This window comes from Salinicola sp. CR57 (genome assembly GCF_003206585.1).
Lineage (GTDB): Bacteria > Pseudomonadota > Gammaproteobacteria > Pseudomonadales > Halomonadaceae > Salinicola > Salinicola lusitanus.
The window spans coordinates 205,918-222,451 of record NZ_PZJL01000005.1; the positions used below are offsets into that span (position 1 = coordinate 205,918).

Here is a 16,534-nt window from a genome sequence, read left to right on the forward strand (position 1 = left end):
CGGATCAACTGCCCGGCGGCGACATGGGCGAAGAGGGTGGCGTTCGGGCAAGGTCGTCCGGTGCATCGTCCAGGCCGATGTCGACTGCCGGTGCCGACTGGGTGAGGCGTCCGACCGAGATGAAGTCGACGCCGGTCTCGGCAATGTCGCGTATGGTCTCCAGGCGCACGCCGCCGGAGGCTTCCAGCGGCACGCGGCCGGCCACCAGTTCGACGGCGCTCTTCATCGTCGCCGTCGACATGTTGTCGAGCATGATGATATCGGCACCGGCGGCCAGCGCCTCTTCGACCTGGTCGAGTCGGTCGCACTCGACTTCGATGCGGGTCAGCACCGGCACGCGCGATCTCGCTCGAGCCACGGCGGCGGTGATGCTCCCGCAGACTGCGATGTGGTTATCCTTGAGCATCACGCCGCTGTCCAGGCCGAGCCGATGGTTGCGGCCGCCGCCGCAGGCCACGGCGTGTTTCTCCAGCGCTCTCAGGCCGGGCGTGGTCTTGCGAGTATCGACCAGTTGCGCCCCGGTGCCGGCGATCCGCTCGGCATACTGCGCAGTGAGAGTGGCGATCCCCGACAGGTGCTGAATCAGGTTCAGCGCTGTCCGCTCTACGGTCAGCAGGCTGCGCGCCGGGCCCTGCAGTCGCATCAGGGTGGTGCCCTCGGCCACCGTCTGGCCGTCCGTCGCCGACATTTCGATGTCGACGGTCGGGTCGTAGAGCAAGAATACCCGGGCCGCGACCGAGAGTCCGGCAAGGGTCATCGGCTCCCGCGCCCGCATTTCGAACCGGCCGATCGAGTCTTCGTCGATCATCAGCGTCGCGGTCAGGTCCACATGGCCGATATCCTCGCTCAGGAAATCACGCAGTCGTGCGTCGAGTGCCATGGGGTCCATCTGCCAGAGGGGGGCCATGCTGGCGGGAACATGCGTTGTCGTCATCGAAAAATCCATCGCGTTTTCATCGTCCCCGAGACTATCGCGTTATCATGATCGCTGCAGCGGATCGCGCGGGGCGATGGCGAAATGTCGGGAATCCGCGCCCGCATCCCAGGAAAGCACTTTCCAGCAACATTCCGTCTAAAAACATAGCAGGGGAATCGCCAATGAGTGCTCGGCGTTGGATATGGGGCGTCTGGATTCTGGTCCTTTCGTGTTACGTCGTGCCGTACGGCCTGCTCGGTCAGGTTCATGCCTGGTACGGCAGCTTTCTGTTCTGGTGCGTCGTCGGCGTGCTGGTCATCGTGGCCAATATCATGATCACTCGCTCCTTCCCGTCCACGACTCAGCAATCCGGAACGTCGCAGGGGGATGAGCTGGCGCCTGACGATGAGGTGTCGCGATGACGGTCGAGCTGATCTGGAGCGCGGTCGGGATCTACCTGATCGTAGGGCTAGGGGTCGCCTTTGTCTCCCGCGCCAGGGTGACCAACGGCCCCGGCGTCGACATGTCCGGCTACTTTCTCGGCAATCGCCAGATGAATGGCTTTGTCTCGGCGCTCAGCTACAGCGCCACGACCTACAGTGCGTTCATGATGGTGGGGCTGGCGGGGCTCACCTACGCTGGCGGCGTCGGGGCGTTCGGGTTCGAGATCGTCTACTTCGCCGGCGTTTCGCTGGTGGCGATCTTCGGGCCCCGGTTCTGGGCGGTGGGCAAGCGCTTCGGCTTCGTCACGCCGAGCGAGATGCTGGGCCATCGTTATGGCAACGGGAAAGTCGCGGTGGCGACCGCCGTCGCCAGTTGCGTGTTTCTGATCCCTTACGCCGCGGTGCAACTGGCAGGCGTCGGCTATCTGCTGGCGGGCATGAGCGGCGGGGCGATCTCGTTCACCACCGGTGTGATCGTGTCGACGCTGCTGGCGATCCTGTTCTCCTACATTGCCGGGATCCGTTCGGTGATGTGGACCGATTCGCTGCAGGCGTTGTTCATGATCGTCGCCTCGACGTTGGTGGCGCTTCTCGTGGTCCATTCGCTCGGCGGCTTTTCGGAACTGTTCGATACGCTGGCCAGTGAGCACCCGGCTTCTCTCAGCGTACCCGGCCCCGGCCTGTTCAGTTTCACCACTTTCCTGGGGCTAACCATCCCCTGGTTCTTCTTCAGCCTCTCCAACCCCCAGGTCAGCCAGCGTCTGTTCATGCCGTCATCGCTCAAGTCGATGCGCCAGATGCTGATCGGCTTTCTGATCTTCGGCTTCATCTACACCGTGGTCTCGGTGCTGTGGGGCTTCTCGGCGCTGGTGGCATTCCCCGATCTGGCCAAGTCGGATCTGGCAACGCCGACGCTGCTGGCTTCCGAACATGTGCCGCCCGTGCTCGGCGTGATCGTCATGGTGGGGATTCTGGCCGCTGCGGTCTCGACCATCGACTCGATCATGCTGACGCTCTCCTCGATGCTGTCGCGGGACGTCTATGCCAATGTCGTCGCCGATGCCAGCGAGTCCAGGCAGCTCAAGGTGGGCAAGTGGGTGTTGCCGATCATCGCGATCCTCGCCTTCCTGTTCGCGGAGCTGCAACTCAACCTGATTGCGGTGCTCTCCGTGGCGGCCTCGACGGGCCTGGTAGTGATCGTGCCGGCGATCATCGGGGCCTTCTACTGGCAACGCGGCACGGCGGCCGGGGCGCTTGCGAGCATCGTCGGCGGCGGCCTGGTCGTCATCTATCTCTACCTGAGCGGTGTCAAACCGCTGGGGCTGCCGGCGGGGATCTGGGTGCTGCCGGTCGCGGTGGCCCTGTTCGTGGCGGTCAGCCTGGTGACCCGGGCCAATCGCGAGCGGGCCGATGAGTTCATGGAGATCGCCAGGCGGCGCTGAGATGAGTCAGCGGCAGGCGTGACGATAGGACGAGCCCGGCGGTGTGCCGGGCTCGTCCTGTACGGCGTCTGAGAGGCCGGGATCGACGCCAGCCGGATGCCCTGGCGAAGGCGATGGCAAAACGCTCCCGCCGCGCGGCGGCGATCGCCATGCACGCCCGGTCACGGATCACCGTCAGGCAATGACCGATCAATCACCGCTGGCAATGAGTGGTCGTTGCAGGCGGGACATGCCGAGACCCACCGCCATCAGCACCACGACCAGCGGCAGCAGCAGGAGGTTGAGCGTCTGCCAGCCGAGCCAGGCGTTGAGCGGACCGGCCAGCAGCGCGGAGAGGGTAGTCAGCGAGAAGACCGCGCAGTCGTTGATGGCCTGGACGCGAGGCGCCTCGCCGGGCCGGTAGGTGGTGGTCAGCCAGGCGCTGGCGGGCAGGAAGGTGAAGTTCCAGCCCAGTCCCAGCAGGAACAGCCCGATCGCGAAGGTCCAGAACGTGGTCGGGAGCAGGGCGCAGAGCAGGCTGGACAGCAGCGCCAGCGACCCCACGGTGATCATTGGCCGGTAGCCGAAGCGCCGGGTCAAGTCGCCGGTGACGAACGAGGGGGCGAACATCGCCAGGATGTGCCACTGAATCACGTTGGTGACGTCGCCGAAGCCGTGGCCGGCATGTGTCATGGCCAGCGGCGTCGCGGTCATGGCCAGGTTCATGATGGCGTAGCTCAAGGTGGCGATGATCACCGCAGCCAGCAACTGGGGCTCTCGCAGTAGCTGGCCGGGGCGGCGTGGCGATTCGCCGTCGACCGCGCCCCTGGGCGATGGCAGTTCGAGTCGCGAGAGCAGCAGCAGCGCCAGGGCGTAGAGTCCCGCCAGGCCGACGAAACAGCCCAGGAACGGTGTCGCGAAGGCGTGTTGGGTGTAGCGCGCCAGCCAGGGCCCGGCGAAGGCGGCGATGACACCGCCCGCCATCACCAGGCTGAGGGCGCGGTCGCGCTGCGACTGGCTCGCCGCATCGATGGCGGCGAAGCGATAGAGCATGCCGGCGCCGATACTCATGCCGATGGCGAAGGTGCCGAGAGTGAACAGCGGGAAGGCGGCACTCTTCAACGCCAGCAGGCAGATGGCGATGCCGATGAGCCCGGCGGTGTTGCCGATCAGGAAGGTGCGCTTGCGCCCCAGGCGTGCGGTCAACCAGCCGGAGGGGAGTGTCGCCGCGGTCAATCCCAGCAACTGGGTGGCGACGGGCAGCGTGCTCCAGTCGGCATTGCCGGAGAGCTGGGCGCCGACCAGTGGCGAGACGGCGATGAGCAGGATATTGCCGCTTACCAGCAGTGCCTGGCACAGCGCCAGGCCCCAGACGGTGAGTGGCAGGCGGGAAGGCGCGGAGGTCGTCATGAGGCTTCTCGGTTGCTGGTGGGGGACGGGGCCCGGGAGGACAGGGTTCGGCCGAAACGAGCGCGATAGGCGCTGGGCGCGAGTCCGTAGCGGCGCTGGAACTGGCGGCGCAGCTGCTCGGCGCCACCGATGCGGCAGTGTTCGGCAATCCGTGCCAGCGGGGCGTCGCTCTCGGCCAGTAGCCGCCGCGCCGACTCCAGCCGCAGCCGGGTCAGGAACTCCATCGGGGTCATCGAGAGTTGCTGGCGGAACAAGCGTTGAAAGTGACGTGGCGTCACTGCCATCGCGGCGGCCAGATCCTCGCTGTTCCAGGCGGCCAGCGGATCGTTCAGCACGCGATCGATCAACGCGCGTAGCCGGCCATGACTGGCGAGCTGGCAGCGCAACCCTTCACTGAATTGCGCCTGGTCTCCGGGCCGATGCAGGAACATCACCAGCTCGCGGGCGACCTCGCCGGCCAGGCGATGATCGTGGTCCGTCGCGACCAGGGCGAGCGCCAGGTCCATGCCAGCGGTGACCCCGGCACTGGTGTAGAGGTTGCCGCTGTTCCGGTAAAGCGCATCGGCTGCGACATCGATCTCGGGAAACTCCCGCGCCAGGCGTTCGGCCTGGCGCCAGTGCGTGGTGACGCAGCAGCCGTCGAGCAGTCCGGTTCTGGCCAGCGCGAAGGCCCCGCTGCAGATCGAGCCGACCCGTGACGCCGAGGCAGCGCGTTCGGCGAGCTTGCGGATGACCGTGTCGTCCAGCTCATGCACGCCATGGCCACCGGCCACCAGCAGCGTGCCGCCCGGGGTCGTCGTTTCCAGGGCATGGGTCGCGACCAGCGTCATGCCGCCATTGGTCCGGACCTCGCCGGGCTCGATGGCAGTGAGGCGGAGCTCGTAATGCGGCCGGCCCAGCAGCGTGTTGGCGCTGGCGAAGACCTGCCAGGGGCCGCTGGCGTCCAGCAACTGGCAGTCCGGATAGACGAACAGGTCGACGGTGTGGGTCATGGCATCGTCCGGTGGAGTTCGACAGGCAGTCTGCGCCGGGTGGGGGGATGTCGGCAATGACACCATGGCCACCGGAAACGACATTCGACCCTGTCGCCGCGGTACTCCCCGGTCACGGCGCTTCATCCTTTAGTCGTCTTTGTCACCTGGAGCGGGTCGTTCGACTACCGGAGCCGGGCCGCCGGGACTATCATTTCCTGCGCATTAGTAACGTGCTAATTATTTTTGGGAGTTCAGGTCATGATGCATGTCACGTTGCGGGTCATCAGAATCGGTGGGGCGTCGGCGTTACTGTTGGGCGGTTTCGGAATCATCGGCTCGGCGCAGGCCTACTCGGCGTTTTCTCCGGATTCGCCCTATCTGCTGGGGGATTGGGGGGGCGAGCGCACGGCGCTGGAGAATGACGGGATCTCCTTCGACTTCGATTACGTGGGCGAGGCGGCCACGATCCTCGATGGCGGCTACCACGACAGCCATGTGGCGAAATACGCGGATCAGTTCGCGGTCGGTGCCAATTTCGACCTCGACAAGCTCGCCGGCATTCCCGCTGCTGACTTTCAGGTTACCGTCACCAATCGCAACGGCCACAGCGTCAATGACCGGATGAGCGATCCCGGCGCCACCGTCGGTGGCTCGTCGGTGCAGGAAGTCCAGGGGCGCGGGCCGGTCACACGACTGACCCAGTTCTGGTATCGCCAACGGTTCTTCAATGATGCGCTCGCCGTCAAGCTCGGGCGAATCCCGTTCGGCGACGACTTCGCCACCATCGACAGCAATTTCCAGAACCTCGCCTTTGGCAGCGCCCAGCCCGGCAACTGGGGCAACAACATCTACAACTGGCCGATTGCCCAGTGGGCGGCGGTGATCCGTGCCAACTTCACCCCCGAGTGGTACGCCCAGGTCGGCGCTTTCAATATCAACGACAGCAACCTGGAGAACGACAACGGCTTCGACCTGCGCACCAGCGGCACCGAGGGCACCCTGTTCCCGGTCGAAGTGGGCTACACGCCGAAGCTGGATGGCATGACCGGCGCCTACAAACTCGGTTTCTACACCCAGAACGTGGAGAATCGCGCCTACGGCGATGGTCCGGACACTCGCACCAGCGACACCAACACCGGGCTCTACTACGTGGTCCAGCAGCAGGTGACCAAGCGTGGCGGCAACGCAGATCGCGGCCTGACCCTGTTCAGCATGGGCAACGCCAACCACGGCGACACCGCCGGTATCGACCGCTACGTCTCGGTCGGCGCGACCTACGCGGGCCCGTTCGATGCCCGCCCGCAGGACGACGCGGGAATCGGCCTGGCGTATCTCCACGTCAACGACGACGTCAACGACTATGTCGGCTACTACAACGCCACGCCGGCCGGCTCGCTTGCGCCGTTGCCGCGCCAGGGGCACGAGTACGACGCGGAGATCTACTACAGCTTCAACCTGACCCCCTCGCTCACCCTGCGCCCGAACCTGCAGTACGTCGCCAACCCGTCGGCGGTGGATTCGGTCGACAACGCCTGGGTGGCGGGCACCATGATCACGGCGAGTTTCTGATCAGGGCCGGTTTGCAGCCTCACGTGCGATCGGCTCCACGCAAGAACGGCTGCCCTTGGGCAGCCGTTTCCGTGATGATGGTTCGATACAGTCCGCGCCAAGCGTTGGCTTCGAATCGCGCATGGCAGCGACAGGCCCCTCCTATGCGGGCCGTGTTCCCAGCCCGTTATCCTTGGGCTTGCGAATCACCATGAAGTAGAAGAACACCGCGGTCAGCGCGATGAAGAAGAGGCTGTCCGGGCTGGTGAAGAAGATCAGCGGGTTACCGTCGTTGATGGAAAGCGCTCGACGGCAGTACTCCTCCAGGCTCGGACCGAGCACGAACCCCAGCAGCAGGCAGACGGTAGGATACTTCTGCTTGCGCAGGTAGTAGGCCAGCACGCCGAACACCAATGCCAGCGCCATCTGGAACGTGGAGTAGGTGGCTACGTAGCTGCCCACCAGTGCGACGATGGCAATGCTCGAGTAGAGCACGTCACGGCGGATCGACACGATCTTGAGAAAGTAGGGGCCGAGCAGGTAGAGCGTCAGCGGAATCAGGATCAGGGCGCTGACGAACAGCGAGGCGAACATCGGCGCGATCAGGTCGAGCTGCTGGGTCATGAACTGCGGGCCGGGCTGGAGGCCGTTGATCACCAGCACGCCGAGCACGATGGCGGTGGTTGGATCGCCGGGGATGCCGAACGTCAGCATCGGCACGAACGCGCCGCCGCACATCGAGTTGTTGGCGCACTCTGCCGCCGCGATACCTTCCGGGTTGCCCTTGCCGTAACGCTCCGGGTGCTTGGAGGAGCGCATCGATTCGGCGTAGGAGACGAAAGCCGCCATCGAGCCGCCGGCACCGGGGAGAATGCCGACCGCATAGCCGATGACCGCGCTTTTCAGGTAGCGCAGCGCGCCGATCTCGCGGACCTCGGAGAGCGGCGGGATGAAATCGCGACGTCTCACCTTGGCCGCCTTGATCATGCTCGGGTCGACGGTGCGGGTGTTGCGGCTGTCGGCTTGGACCAGTAGCTCGCTGATGGCGAAGGTGCCGATGATCAGCGGCATCATGTCGATACCCTGAACCAGCACGCCGGTGCCGAAGGTGAAGCGGGCCAGCGGCTGGACCACGTCGATGCCGATGGTGGCGATCATGACGCCGAACAGGGTCGCGATCATGCCCTTGGTGATCGACCCGCGCTGGGAAATGATGATCACGATCAGCGCAAAGGCGATCAGCGAGAACTTGCCCGGTGTGCGGATCAGCAGGGCCACGTCCGCCGCCAGCGGTGCCATCACCATCAGCAGCAGGGCGCCCAGCGAACCGCCGATCATCGAACCCAGTGCGGCATGGCCGAGCGCCTTGGCACCCTCGCCGCGCTGCTGCATCGGGTAACCTTCCAGCGCGGTCATCATCGACGAGGGCGCCCCGGGAATGTTGATGGTGGTGGCGGTGATGCTGCCGCTGCACATTCCGGCCATGAAGATGCTGGCGCAGGCGACCAGCGCCGTGGTCACGTCGAGGCTGTAGGTCAGCGGCAGCAGCAGGGCAATGGCCAGTACCGATGTCAGCCCCGGCACCGCGCCGAAGAAGGTGCCGATCAGGAATCCCCCGATCATGTAGAGCAGGGTTTCGGGATTGGCGAGGGCGGCGAAGCCACCCAGCAGCCCGGAGATCGCGTCCATGATCATTGACTCCAGAGAGTGGGCAGGCGGACCTGGAAGACGACCTCGAACAGCAGGTAGCCCGCCAGGGTGATGGCGACGGCGGCGACCAGCTTGGTCAGCCATTTATCGCGGAAGCCGCCGCCGAACAGGCAGCAGAGCAGCAATACGTAGACGAACGTCGCGACGAAGTAGCCGATCAGATCGAACGCCAGCAGATAGCCTGCCGTCAGCACGATGACGCCGATCGCGCCGAGGGAGAGCCCGGCGTACTGGCGACCGCTGGGAATCTCATCGTGGCTTTCCGTGTCGACGGACGATGATTCGGCGGATGCCCTGGCCTTGCCGCGCAGCGCATGAACCATGGCGCAGATCAGCGCGACCAGCATCAGAATGGCGGTCGCGATGGGAAAGAACGAGGCGGTCATGTTGCCGGCCTTCATCGGCGGACCGAGCTGGATCGCCGAGATCAGATAGACCAGGGTGATGAGCGCAAGCACCGCCGGCACGAAGAATTCACCGCCCAGGGTAGGGCGGCGGGACGACGGGTGAGACGAAGGTTTGAGTGAGCGTTCAGAAGACATGGAGACCCCTGGATTGACGACGCTGCGCCATGCGTAAAGCATGGCGCAGAGTGAGTGGAATCGAATGAGGGTGGCCTATTTCTCCAGCACGCCCTGGTCGACCAGATCGTCCATGGTGTTGAAGAGCTGCTGCTGGGTATCGGTCGCCCACTGGGTCACCTCGTCGGCTCCCAGCCAGGCGGGCGTCACACCGATCTTTTTCAGCCACTGCTGGAACTCGTCGCTCTCGTAAGCCTTGTGATAGGTCGTTTCCAGCTTTTCGATCACGTCGTTCGGCGTACGCGCCGGGGCCACCATGATGATGAAGCTGCCCATCTGCAGATCGAGGCCGGTATCGGTCTCGGTGACCGGCGGTACATTGGGGAAGCCTTCATTCTGGGTATCGGAAAATTCGACCAGACCGCGCGCCTGGCCAGACTCGATCAGCGGTGCCAGATCGCCGAGACTGGTGACGACGGCATCGACTTCGCCGTTGAGCAGGGCTTCCTTTTGCGACGCTGCGCTGTTGTCGTAGGAGACGATCTTGAACTTGGCGCCGGTCTGTTCCTGGAGCTGCAGCAGCGTCAGATGGGTTCTGGCCCCCATGTTCTGGATGCCGACGCGGATACTGTTGGGCTTTTCCTTGGCCGCGGCAATCAGGTCATCCAGCGTCTTGTAAGGAGAGTTTTCCGGCACGGTGATCGCATCGGCTTCGCTGGTGATGCGCGCGATCATGCGCATCTTGTCCATGTCGAAGCCGGGCAGCATGTTCTTCCACGGGATCGTGATGATGCTGTCGTAGGTGATCGCGGCGATGGTCTGCCCGTCCGGGCGCGCTTTCATCAACTGGAGCAGGCCGGTTGCCGTCATGCCGCCTTCCACGTTCTCGACATACATCGAGACGGGCAGCGACTCTTCGGCGATGTTGGAGGCCTTGCGAACGATGGCGTCGGTACCGCCGCCGGCGGCTGCCGGCACGATGACGCGGATATCCCGATTCGGGAAGTCGGCTTGGGCGGTGCCTACCGTCAGTGATGCCAGGCAGGCGATTCCCAGCAGGGTTTTCTTGAACGTCATGAGGTAATCCTTGGCAGTGGGTGGACTTCGAGAGCGGGGTCGGTAGATCGAGGAGCGCTTGTGGTTGGAGGAGTGCACCTGGACCCGGCTGATTGGCTTGTGCCTTTGTAGTCGGTTTATTCGTACGATGTAATACAACCTTGGTTTGACACCGTGCATCTGGCCGAGCGACTGCGCCAATCGGTCGGGGCATCGGCACGTAGGCAACGACCTTCGTCGCTTGGGTCTCGCTAGAGGCTTTCGTTATGCTGGTCGGGCCTATCCGCGTTGACCCGCCCATCGCCTGCCTGGAGCCCCTGATGCCGTTACCCGAGTGCTGGTTTGCCGATATGGATGTTCCCGCGGCGCTGGAAAGTGCCAGGCGCGAAGCCAGGCAGCGGTTGGAGGAGGCGTTAGGCGCCAGCGTGGAGCCGGCGGTCGTCGAGGCGTGGCGGTCGCTGGACGAGACCCGGGGGGGCGAACTCGCCCGCGTGGTGCTGCTGTCGGATTTCGCGCTGGATGCCCTGGCCACACGCCCGGCGCTGCTGCCCGCCGCGCTGGAGATGGGCGAGCTGGAAGCCGCTCCGGACCGGGCACGGCTCGAGGAGGTACTGGGTGAAGCGCTGGCGAAGGCGGAGAGCGAGGAGGCGCTCCACCGCGTCCTGCGCCGTTTCCGTCAGGCGCGCATGCTCGGCATCGTCTGGCGCGACCTCAACGGTGCCGACATGTGGCAGACCGCCCGCGCCGTCTCCGAGCTGGCGGAAATCTGCCTCGAGGGAGCGCTGGGGTGGCTCGAGGGACATTTCGCGGCCCGCTGGGGGACGCCCGCCCCAAGCGCCGACGGCGCGCCCCAGCGCCTGATCGTGCTGGGAATGGGCAAGCTCGGCGCCGGCGAGCTCAATCTCTCCTCGGATATCGATCTGATCTTCGCGTTTCCCGAAAAGGGCACCACCCACGGGGGCGAACGCGAGTACGAGCATCAGCAGTATTTCACCAAGCTGGGGCAGAAGCTGATCGCCGCGCTGGACGCGATCAGCGCCGACGGCTTCGTGTTCCGGGTCGATATGCGACTGCGTCCGCTGGGCGATGGCGGGCCGCTGGTCGGCAGCTTCAACACCTTCACCAGCTACTACCAGGATCAGGGGCGCGAGTGGGAGCGCTACGCCATGCTCAAGGCGCGGCCCGTCGCCGGCGACATCGATGCCGGTTACCGGCTGCTCGGCGAGCTCAAGCCCTTCATCTACCGCAAGTATCTCGACTTCGGCGCGATCGAGTCGCTGCGCGACATGAAGGCGATGATCCATCGTGAGGTCAAGCGGCTGGGAAGAGACGATAACATCAAGCTGGGACGAGGCGGGATTCGTGAGGTCGAGTTCGTGGTCCAGGCGTTCCAGCTGATCCGTGGCGGTCGGGATACCGAACTCCAGGTCACCTCGCTGCGAGACGCCATGTCGCAACTGGTCACGCTGGAGTTGCTGCCGCAGGCGGTGGTCGACGAGCTGCGGGAGGACTACGTCTTCCTGCGGGATCTGGAACATGCGCTGCAGGCGCAGCAGGACCGGCAGACGCAGACGCTGCCGGGCGACCCGGAGAACCAGGCGAGGTTGGCAATGGCCATGCGGATGCCGGACTGGGATGCGTTGAGAGAGGCGCTTGCGGCCTGCCGGGAGCGGGTACGACGTCATTTCGACGCGGTGATCGCCGACCCCGATGACGAATCGCCGTCCCAGGCGGAGGAGACGGGCCGGCATGATGTCGCCTGGCGGCAGCTTTGGCAGGGGGAGATGGACGACGCCGAGGCGGAGCGAACGCTGGCGGAAGCAGGCTTCGAGCTGCCCGATTCACTGCGGCGTCTTAGCGCCTTTCGAGACTCCCGCGGCGTCAAGTCGATGCAGCGTATCGGCTACGAGCGGCTCGACGCCGTCATGCCACTGCTGCTGGAAGCGGCGGCGGAGAGCGATATGCCGAGCGTGGCCCTCGAGCGCGTGCTACCGCTGATCGAGGCGGTACTCCGGCGTACCGCCTATCTGTCGCTGCTGCGCGAGAATCCGCAGGTGTTGCCCTCGCTGGTCCGGCTCTGCTCGGCCAGCCCCTGGATCGCCGAACAGCTGGCCCGCCATCCCATCCTGCTCGATGAGCTGCTGACCCCCGCGACGCTCTATTCGCCGGCCGACAAGCAGCGGCTGGCGGATGAGCTGCGCCAGACGCTGGCAAGGATTCCCGAAGACGACGAGGAGAGCTGGCTGGAGGCGATGCGGGTCCTCAAGCAGACCCAGGTGCTGCGGGTCGCCGCCTCCGATATCGCCGGGGGGCGCGTGTTGATGAAGGTCAGCGATTACCTGACCGCGATCGCCGAGGTGGTGCTGGATAGCGTATTGCGAATGGCGTGGCGCTCGCTGGCGGCACGCTACGGCCAACCCAGCGCCAGGGAGTCGTCGAGTCAGGCGAGCTTCCTGATCGTCGGTTACGGCAAGCTGGGTGGCATCGAGTTGGGATATGGCTCCGACCTCGATCTGGTGTTCCTCTACGACGCCGCGCCGCGGGGCGTTACCGACGGCGCCAAGTCGATCGACAACCTGGTCTTCTTCACCCGCCTGGGCCAGCGGATCATCCATCTGCTAACCGTCACCACGCCCAGCGGCACGCTCTACGAGGTCGACATGCGCCTGCGTCCCTCGGGCAACGCCGGGTTGCTGGTCTCGTCGCTGGACGCGTTCGCCGAATATCAGCGCAAGGAGGCCTGGATCTGGGAGCATCAGGCGCTGGTCCGCGCGCGAGCGGTGGCCGGTGACGAGGCCCTGGGCGAGCGTTTCGAGGCCGTCCGGCGGGAAGTGCTGGGGCGAGAGCGCGACTGCGCAGAGTTGCGGCGTGAAGTGGTCGGGATGCGGCACAAGATGCGCGAGCATCTGGGTAGCGGCGCCCAGGCGAGAGAGGCGGGGCAGTTCCACCTCAAGCAGGATGCCGGTGGCCTGGTGGACATCGAGTTCATGAACCAATATGCCGTTCTGGCCCTGTCGGCAACGACGCCGGCCCTGCTCGACGTGACCGACAACATGCGGCTGATGGATGCGCTGGCCCAGAGCGGCAGGTTACCCGAACAGGATGCCCGCGATCTGCAGGCGGCCTACCTGGCCTACCGCGACGCCAGTCATCGGGCGGCACTGGCCAAGAAGCGAAGCCTGGTGGCGGGGGAGGCCTTTGCCGATCATCGCGCTACTGTCTCCCGGCTGTGGGATCGCTGGATGCGCCCGGAGTCCGACGATGAGACGAAAGATCAATGAAAACGCCGTTTGATTAATGTAATATTAACGGGTCATGACGCCTGTGTTACGGCTCGGAGTGGCCCCACCTTGCACCGACTTTCCCATCTCAACGAAATTGCCCACGGCAACGACCGGGCGATCTATCGGCATCCGGAACGGCCCGAGCGCTGTATCAAGGTGCCTCGGTTCCCCGAGCGCGGAAGTCACCAGAACGAGCGTGAGCGGACCTATTTCGACATTCTGAAGGCGCGAGGCCTCGACGACTGGCGCCATGTCCCGGAATATTTCGGATCGGTGGAGACGGATCAGGGTCCCGGGCTGGTGTTTGAGCTGGTGACCGATGCCGATGGCCAGATCTCCTCCACCATTCGACAGTGCCGCGATCGGGGCGATACGGCCTGGTTCGCCACCCATGCGTTCGCCGACGAACTGCAGGGGCTGTATCACTATCTTCGCGACAACTGGATCGTGCCGTCCGACATCAACGACCGCAACATCGTCTGCCAGCGCCTAGCCGACGGTTCTCGGCGGCTGTGGCTGATCGACGGCGTCTCCAATCCGGACTTCATGCCGCTGGCCAACGTCTGGCCCTGGTTCGCGCGTCAGAAAGTCGATCGGCGCATGCGACGTTTCTTTGCCAAGTTGAGTGGCTACGGCCTGCTGCCCGAACCGGACAGGAAGGAGCTGGTGCGCAGCGCGCATTGAGCCGGGCCCCGGCGATACCATCGGGGTTCGAATGACGGCCTCCCGAATCGATCGGGAGGCCGTTTTGCATCCAGCGTCAAGCGTTCGACGTTTCGCGCGGGTTGCGGCCGATCGGATGCGGCTGGTTGCGGGCTCGGGCCAGTTCGATCTGCTTCTGCCGCTCGCGGGCGCTGGCGCGCGTCTTTTCCGGCAGCGAATCCCAGCAGTGGGGGCAACTGATCCCCGGCGTGTACTTGTCCGATGACTGATCCGCGGTGGAGATCGGCATGCGACAGGCATGACACTGCTCGAACTCGCCCTCGCTCAGGTCGTGGCGGACGGTGACCCGGTTATCGAACACGAAACAGTCGCCGCGCCAGCGACTCTGTGTCTCCGGCACCCGCTCCAGATAGCTCAGGATGCCCCCCTTGAGGTGGAAGACTTCCTCGAAGCCCTCGTTGAGCATGAAGCTCGACGCCTTCTCGCAGCGGATACCGCCGGTGCAGAACATCGCCACCTTCTTGTGGCGGCTGGGATCGTAGTGCTGTTTCACGTATGCCGGGAATTCTCGAAAGGACTTGGTCCTGGGGTCGACCGCGCCCTCGAAGCTGCCGATGGCCACTTCGTAGTCGTTGCGGGTATCGATGACCAGCACCTCGGGGTCGTCGATCAGCGCGTTCCAGTCTTCCGGCTCGACATAGGTCCCGACGCGGCGGTTCGGGTCGACGTCCGGTACGCCCATGGTCACGATCTCGCGCTTGAGCTTGACCTTGGTGCGATAGAACGGGTGGGCGTCGCAGTAGGATTCCTTGTGGCCCAGCTCGGCAAAACGCGCGTCGCGCTTGAGCCAGCCGAGCAGCGCGTCGATGCTATCGCGGGTGCCGGAAACGGTACCGTTGATGCCCTCGTTGGCAAGCAGCAGCGTGCCCTTGACATCGAGATGCTGCATTTCGGCGAGCAGCGGCTCGCGCAGGGCTTCGAAGTCGTCGAGAGTGACGAACTGATACAACGCCGCGACCACGATCGCGGGATCGTTTGATGACATGCTTCGACTCCTGGTAGTCGCCCTCGCAAAGGGCGGACCGGGTTGGGGTGGCGCCACGGTGGCGCCGATGATCGCCGCGCATTTTACGCCGCTGAGCGTTGGCGTCCAGTGACCGACCGTCGCAGAGGAGGGCGCGGCTACCGGGTGGTGTCGGCGATACAGCGGGCGATCATCAGGTCGAGGTGGGCGCCGCCACCATTCTTGAACAGGGTGATATCGGCCTCGTTCTGTCGGCCCCCACGTCCGCTGAGCAGATCGTAGAAGTCGCCAAGGACGTCCTCCTCGGCGATGACACCGGCGGCGAGGGGGATCTTCAGCTCGCCGATGTGGCCGAGCGTGGTTTCACGGCTGTCCACGAACAGCCGCGCTTTCTGCAGCAGCGTATCGTCCGCTTCCCGCATGTCAGCCTTGAACGCGCCGATCAGGTCGACGTGCGTGCCCGGCGCGATCCACTCGCCCCGGAGGAACGGGGTTCGCGCCATGGTGGCGCTGGCGATGATATCCGCCGACCTTGCCGCCGCTTCCAGGTCGCTCACCGCGGTCACGTTCAGGCCGCGAGCTTCACAGGCGCCGGCGAGTGCTCGCGCCTTGTCGTGAGTCCGGTTCCACAGGCTGATGCGCTCGAGGCCGGGGAACAGAGCGGTGTACGCCTCGATCAGGCTGGCCGCGACCTTGCCGGCACCGCAGACGAGCAGATGGCGGCTATCCCGGCGGGCCAGTAGTAGCGCACCCAGCACGGAGTCGCTGGCCGTCTTGATCTCGGTGACCAGCCGGCTCTCGATGATCGCCTGCAACCGGCCATCATCCGGGGCGAAATAGAGCATGGCGCCCTGGACGGTATCCAGGCCCCGGGCGGCATTGCCGTCGAAGACGGTGACCGCCTTGGCGCCATAGCCGATACCGGGGATGAAACAGGAGCGATTGAGCAAGGTCTTGTCGGCAGGCCCCAGGAAAGTGTCGTCGATCTCCGACCGGGCTGCGAGATGGCCCTGGCGCAGGGCTTCCACGGCGCCGGTCCAGGAGAGCTGGTCGCGGGCTTCGGTATAGGTGATCAGTCGGGTCATGGGGTCTCTCGGGGTTCGACGATCTCGGTGACGACGGCGGTCTTGACCGAGTTGGCGATGAAGCAGCCCCGATGGGCCTGGTGGTGCATCGTCTCGAGCTGTTCAGGCGTCGGCCGGCGCTCGCCGGAGAACGTCACCGCCGGGCGCAGCGTGACCCGCGTCATCGCCAACTGGCCGGCGTCATTCTGCTCCAGCACGCCGACGGCACTGTCCTCGTAGCGCTCGACGACGAAGCGTCGTTTGGCAACGATACCGAGAAACACCAGCATATGGCAGCTGGAGAGCGCCGCGACGAAGGCTTCCTCGGGGTCGACGTTGGCCTCGACCGAGTAGGGGAGCGGGACGATGTGGGGGGAAGCAGAGGCGGCAACGGTGACACCACCGTCGAAGTGCCATTCGTGCCCCCGGCTATAGCGACCGTCGGTGAATCCCTCCGTCGGCTGGCGGCGCCAGCGTATGGTGGCCGTGTAGTGGGACAT

At 65.0% G+C, this 16,534-nt stretch carries 14 protein-coding genes; 5 read left to right on the forward strand and 9 right to left on the reverse strand.

Annotated features, from left to right (window positions below; genetic code table 11):
- Positions 1-4 precede the first annotated feature (4 nt).
- Positions 5-934 (reverse strand): carboxylating nicotinate-nucleotide diphosphorylase, encoded by a 930-nt coding sequence (gene nadC, locus DOM56_RS07565; RefSeq protein WP_198655718.1) that lies wholly within the window; start codon positions 932-934, stop codon positions 5-7.
- Between the two features lie 164 nt (positions 935-1,098).
- On the opposite strand from nadC, the gene DOM56_RS07570 reads away from it, so the two are divergent.
- Both DOM56_RS07570 and DOM56_RS07575 read left to right on the forward strand, forming a co-directional pair.
- Positions 1,099-1,338 carry a hypothetical protein gene (locus DOM56_RS07570; protein WP_110708219.1) on the forward strand — a complete coding sequence of 80 codons (240 nt, stop codon included), beginning with the start codon at positions 1,099-1,101 and terminating at the stop codon, positions 1,336-1,338.
- On the forward strand, positions 1,335-2,801 hold the full coding sequence (locus DOM56_RS07575; RefSeq protein ID WP_110708220.1) for a sodium:solute symporter family protein: 1,467 nt from the start codon (positions 1,335-1,337) through the stop codon (positions 2,799-2,801). The genes DOM56_RS07570 and DOM56_RS07575 overlap by 4 nt, the downstream gene beginning before the upstream one ends.
- Positions 2,802-2,990: 189 nt before the next feature.
- Here DOM56_RS07575 and DOM56_RS07580 read toward each other — a convergent pair whose 3' ends face one another.
- Together DOM56_RS07580 and DOM56_RS07585 are read right to left on the reverse strand one after the other, a co-directional pair.
- Positions 2,991-4,190: an MFS transporter gene (locus tag DOM56_RS07580; RefSeq protein WP_232822222.1), complete on the reverse strand. Its 1,200-nt coding sequence runs from the start codon at positions 4,188-4,190 to the stop codon at positions 2,991-2,993.
- Entirely contained in the window at positions 4,187-5,182 is a 996-nt protein-coding gene (locus DOM56_RS07585) for a helix-turn-helix domain-containing protein (RefSeq protein WP_110708221.1), read from the reverse strand. The genes DOM56_RS07580 and DOM56_RS07585 overlap by 4 nt, the downstream gene beginning before the upstream one ends.
- Positions 5,183-5,422: 240 nt before the next feature.
- Between DOM56_RS07585 and DOM56_RS07590 the strand changes: the two genes are divergently transcribed.
- Positions 5,423-6,733, forward strand: coding sequence for a carbohydrate porin (locus DOM56_RS07590; protein ID WP_110708222.1), 1,311 nt, complete (start codon positions 5,423-5,425; stop codon positions 6,731-6,733).
- 141 nt (positions 6,734-6,874) lie between these two features.
- On the opposite strand, the gene DOM56_RS07595 is transcribed toward DOM56_RS07590, so the two are convergent.
- The 3 genes from DOM56_RS07595 to DOM56_RS07605 form a co-directional block, all read right to left on the reverse strand.
- The gene (locus DOM56_RS07595; protein ID WP_110708223.1) at positions 6,875-8,401 is read right to left on the reverse strand and encodes a tripartite tricarboxylate transporter permease; all 1,527 of its coding nucleotides are present in this window, start codon (positions 8,399-8,401) and stop codon (positions 6,875-6,877) included.
- Positions 8,402-8,403: 2 nt separating this feature from the next.
- Positions 8,404-8,964, reverse strand: a complete 561-nt coding sequence (locus DOM56_RS07600) for a tripartite tricarboxylate transporter TctB family protein (protein WP_157958181.1) — start codon at positions 8,962-8,964, stop codon at positions 8,404-8,406.
- 75 nt (positions 8,965-9,039) lie between these two features.
- Complete coding sequence (locus tag DOM56_RS07605; protein ID WP_110708225.1) at positions 9,040-10,020, reverse strand: tripartite tricarboxylate transporter substrate binding protein; 981 nt, start codon at positions 10,018-10,020, stop codon at positions 9,040-9,042.
- 299 nt (positions 10,021-10,319) lie between these two features.
- Between DOM56_RS07605 and glnE the strand changes: the two genes are divergently transcribed.
- The gene (gene glnE / locus DOM56_RS07610; protein WP_110708638.1) at positions 10,320-13,280 is read left to right on the forward strand and encodes a bifunctional [glutamate--ammonia ligase]-adenylyl-L-tyrosine phosphorylase/[glutamate--ammonia-ligase] adenylyltransferase; all 2,961 of its coding nucleotides are present in this window, start codon (positions 10,320-10,322) and stop codon (positions 13,278-13,280) included.
- A gap of 69 nt (positions 13,281-13,349) precedes the next feature.
- Positions 13,350-13,967, forward strand: a complete 618-nt coding sequence (locus DOM56_RS07615) for a YrbL family protein (RefSeq protein ID WP_157958182.1) — start codon at positions 13,350-13,352, stop codon at positions 13,965-13,967.
- 76 nt (positions 13,968-14,043) lie between these two features.
- Here the strand turns inward: DOM56_RS07615 and DOM56_RS07620 are convergent, their stop codons facing one another.
- The 3 genes from DOM56_RS07620 to DOM56_RS07630 all read right to left on the reverse strand — a co-directional run bounded on the left by DOM56_RS07620 (position 14,044) and on the right by DOM56_RS07630 (position 16,534).
- Positions 14,044-14,991, reverse strand: a complete 948-nt coding sequence (locus DOM56_RS07620) for a rhodanese-related sulfurtransferase (protein ID WP_110708227.1) — start codon at positions 14,989-14,991, stop codon at positions 14,044-14,046.
- A gap of 137 nt (positions 14,992-15,128) precedes the next feature.
- Positions 15,129-16,055 carry an ornithine cyclodeaminase gene (locus DOM56_RS07625; protein WP_110708228.1) on the reverse strand — a complete coding sequence of 309 codons (927 nt, stop codon included), beginning with the start codon at positions 16,053-16,055 and terminating at the stop codon, positions 15,129-15,131.
- On the reverse strand, positions 16,052-16,534 hold the full coding sequence (locus DOM56_RS07630; RefSeq protein WP_110708229.1) for an OsmC family protein: 483 nt from the start codon (positions 16,532-16,534) through the stop codon (positions 16,052-16,054). Before DOM56_RS07630 ends, DOM56_RS07625 begins: the two co-directional genes overlap by 4 nt.

Bases quoted from the DNA above. Each gene is read 5' to 3' on its own strand.
- nadC (WP_198655718.1), bottom strand. From the start codon at position 934: ATGACGACAACGCATGTTCCCGCCAGCATGGCCCCCCTCTGGCAGATG.
- DOM56_RS07570 (WP_110708219.1), top strand. From the start codon at position 1,099: ATGAGTGCTCGGCGTTGGATATGGGGCGTCTGGATTCTGGTCCTTTCG.
- DOM56_RS07575 (WP_110708220.1), top strand. From the start codon at position 1,335: ATGACGGTCGAGCTGATCTGGAGCGCGGTCGGGATCTACCTGATCGTA.
- DOM56_RS07580 (WP_232822222.1), bottom strand. From the start codon at position 4,190: ATGACGACCTCCGCGCCTTCCCGCCTGCCACTCACCGTCTGGGGCCTG.
- DOM56_RS07585 (WP_110708221.1), bottom strand. From the start codon at position 5,182: ATGACCCACACCGTCGACCTGTTCGTCTATCCGGACTGCCAGTTGCTG.
- DOM56_RS07590 (WP_110708222.1), top strand. From the start codon at position 5,423: ATGATGCATGTCACGTTGCGGGTCATCAGAATCGGTGGGGCGTCGGCG.
- DOM56_RS07595 (WP_110708223.1), bottom strand. From the start codon at position 8,401: ATGGACGCGATCTCCGGGCTGCTGGGTGGCTTCGCCGCCCTCGCCAAT.
- DOM56_RS07600 (WP_157958181.1), bottom strand. From the start codon at position 8,964: ATGTCTTCTGAACGCTCACTCAAACCTTCGTCTCACCCGTCGTCCCGC.
- DOM56_RS07605 (WP_110708225.1), bottom strand. From the start codon at position 10,020: ATGACGTTCAAGAAAACCCTGCTGGGAATCGCCTGCCTGGCATCACTG.
- glnE (WP_110708638.1), top strand. From the start codon at position 10,320: ATGCCGTTACCCGAGTGCTGGTTTGCCGATATGGATGTTCCCGCGGCG.
- DOM56_RS07620 (WP_110708227.1), bottom strand. From the start codon at position 14,991: ATGTCATCAAACGATCCCGCGATCGTGGTCGCGGCGTTGTATCAGTTC.
- DOM56_RS07625 (WP_110708228.1), bottom strand. From the start codon at position 16,055: ATGACCCGACTGATCACCTATACCGAAGCCCGCGACCAGCTCTCCTGG.
- DOM56_RS07630 (WP_110708229.1), bottom strand. From the start codon at position 16,534: ATGTCCCACTACACGGCCACCATACGCTGGCGCCGCCAGCCGACGGAG.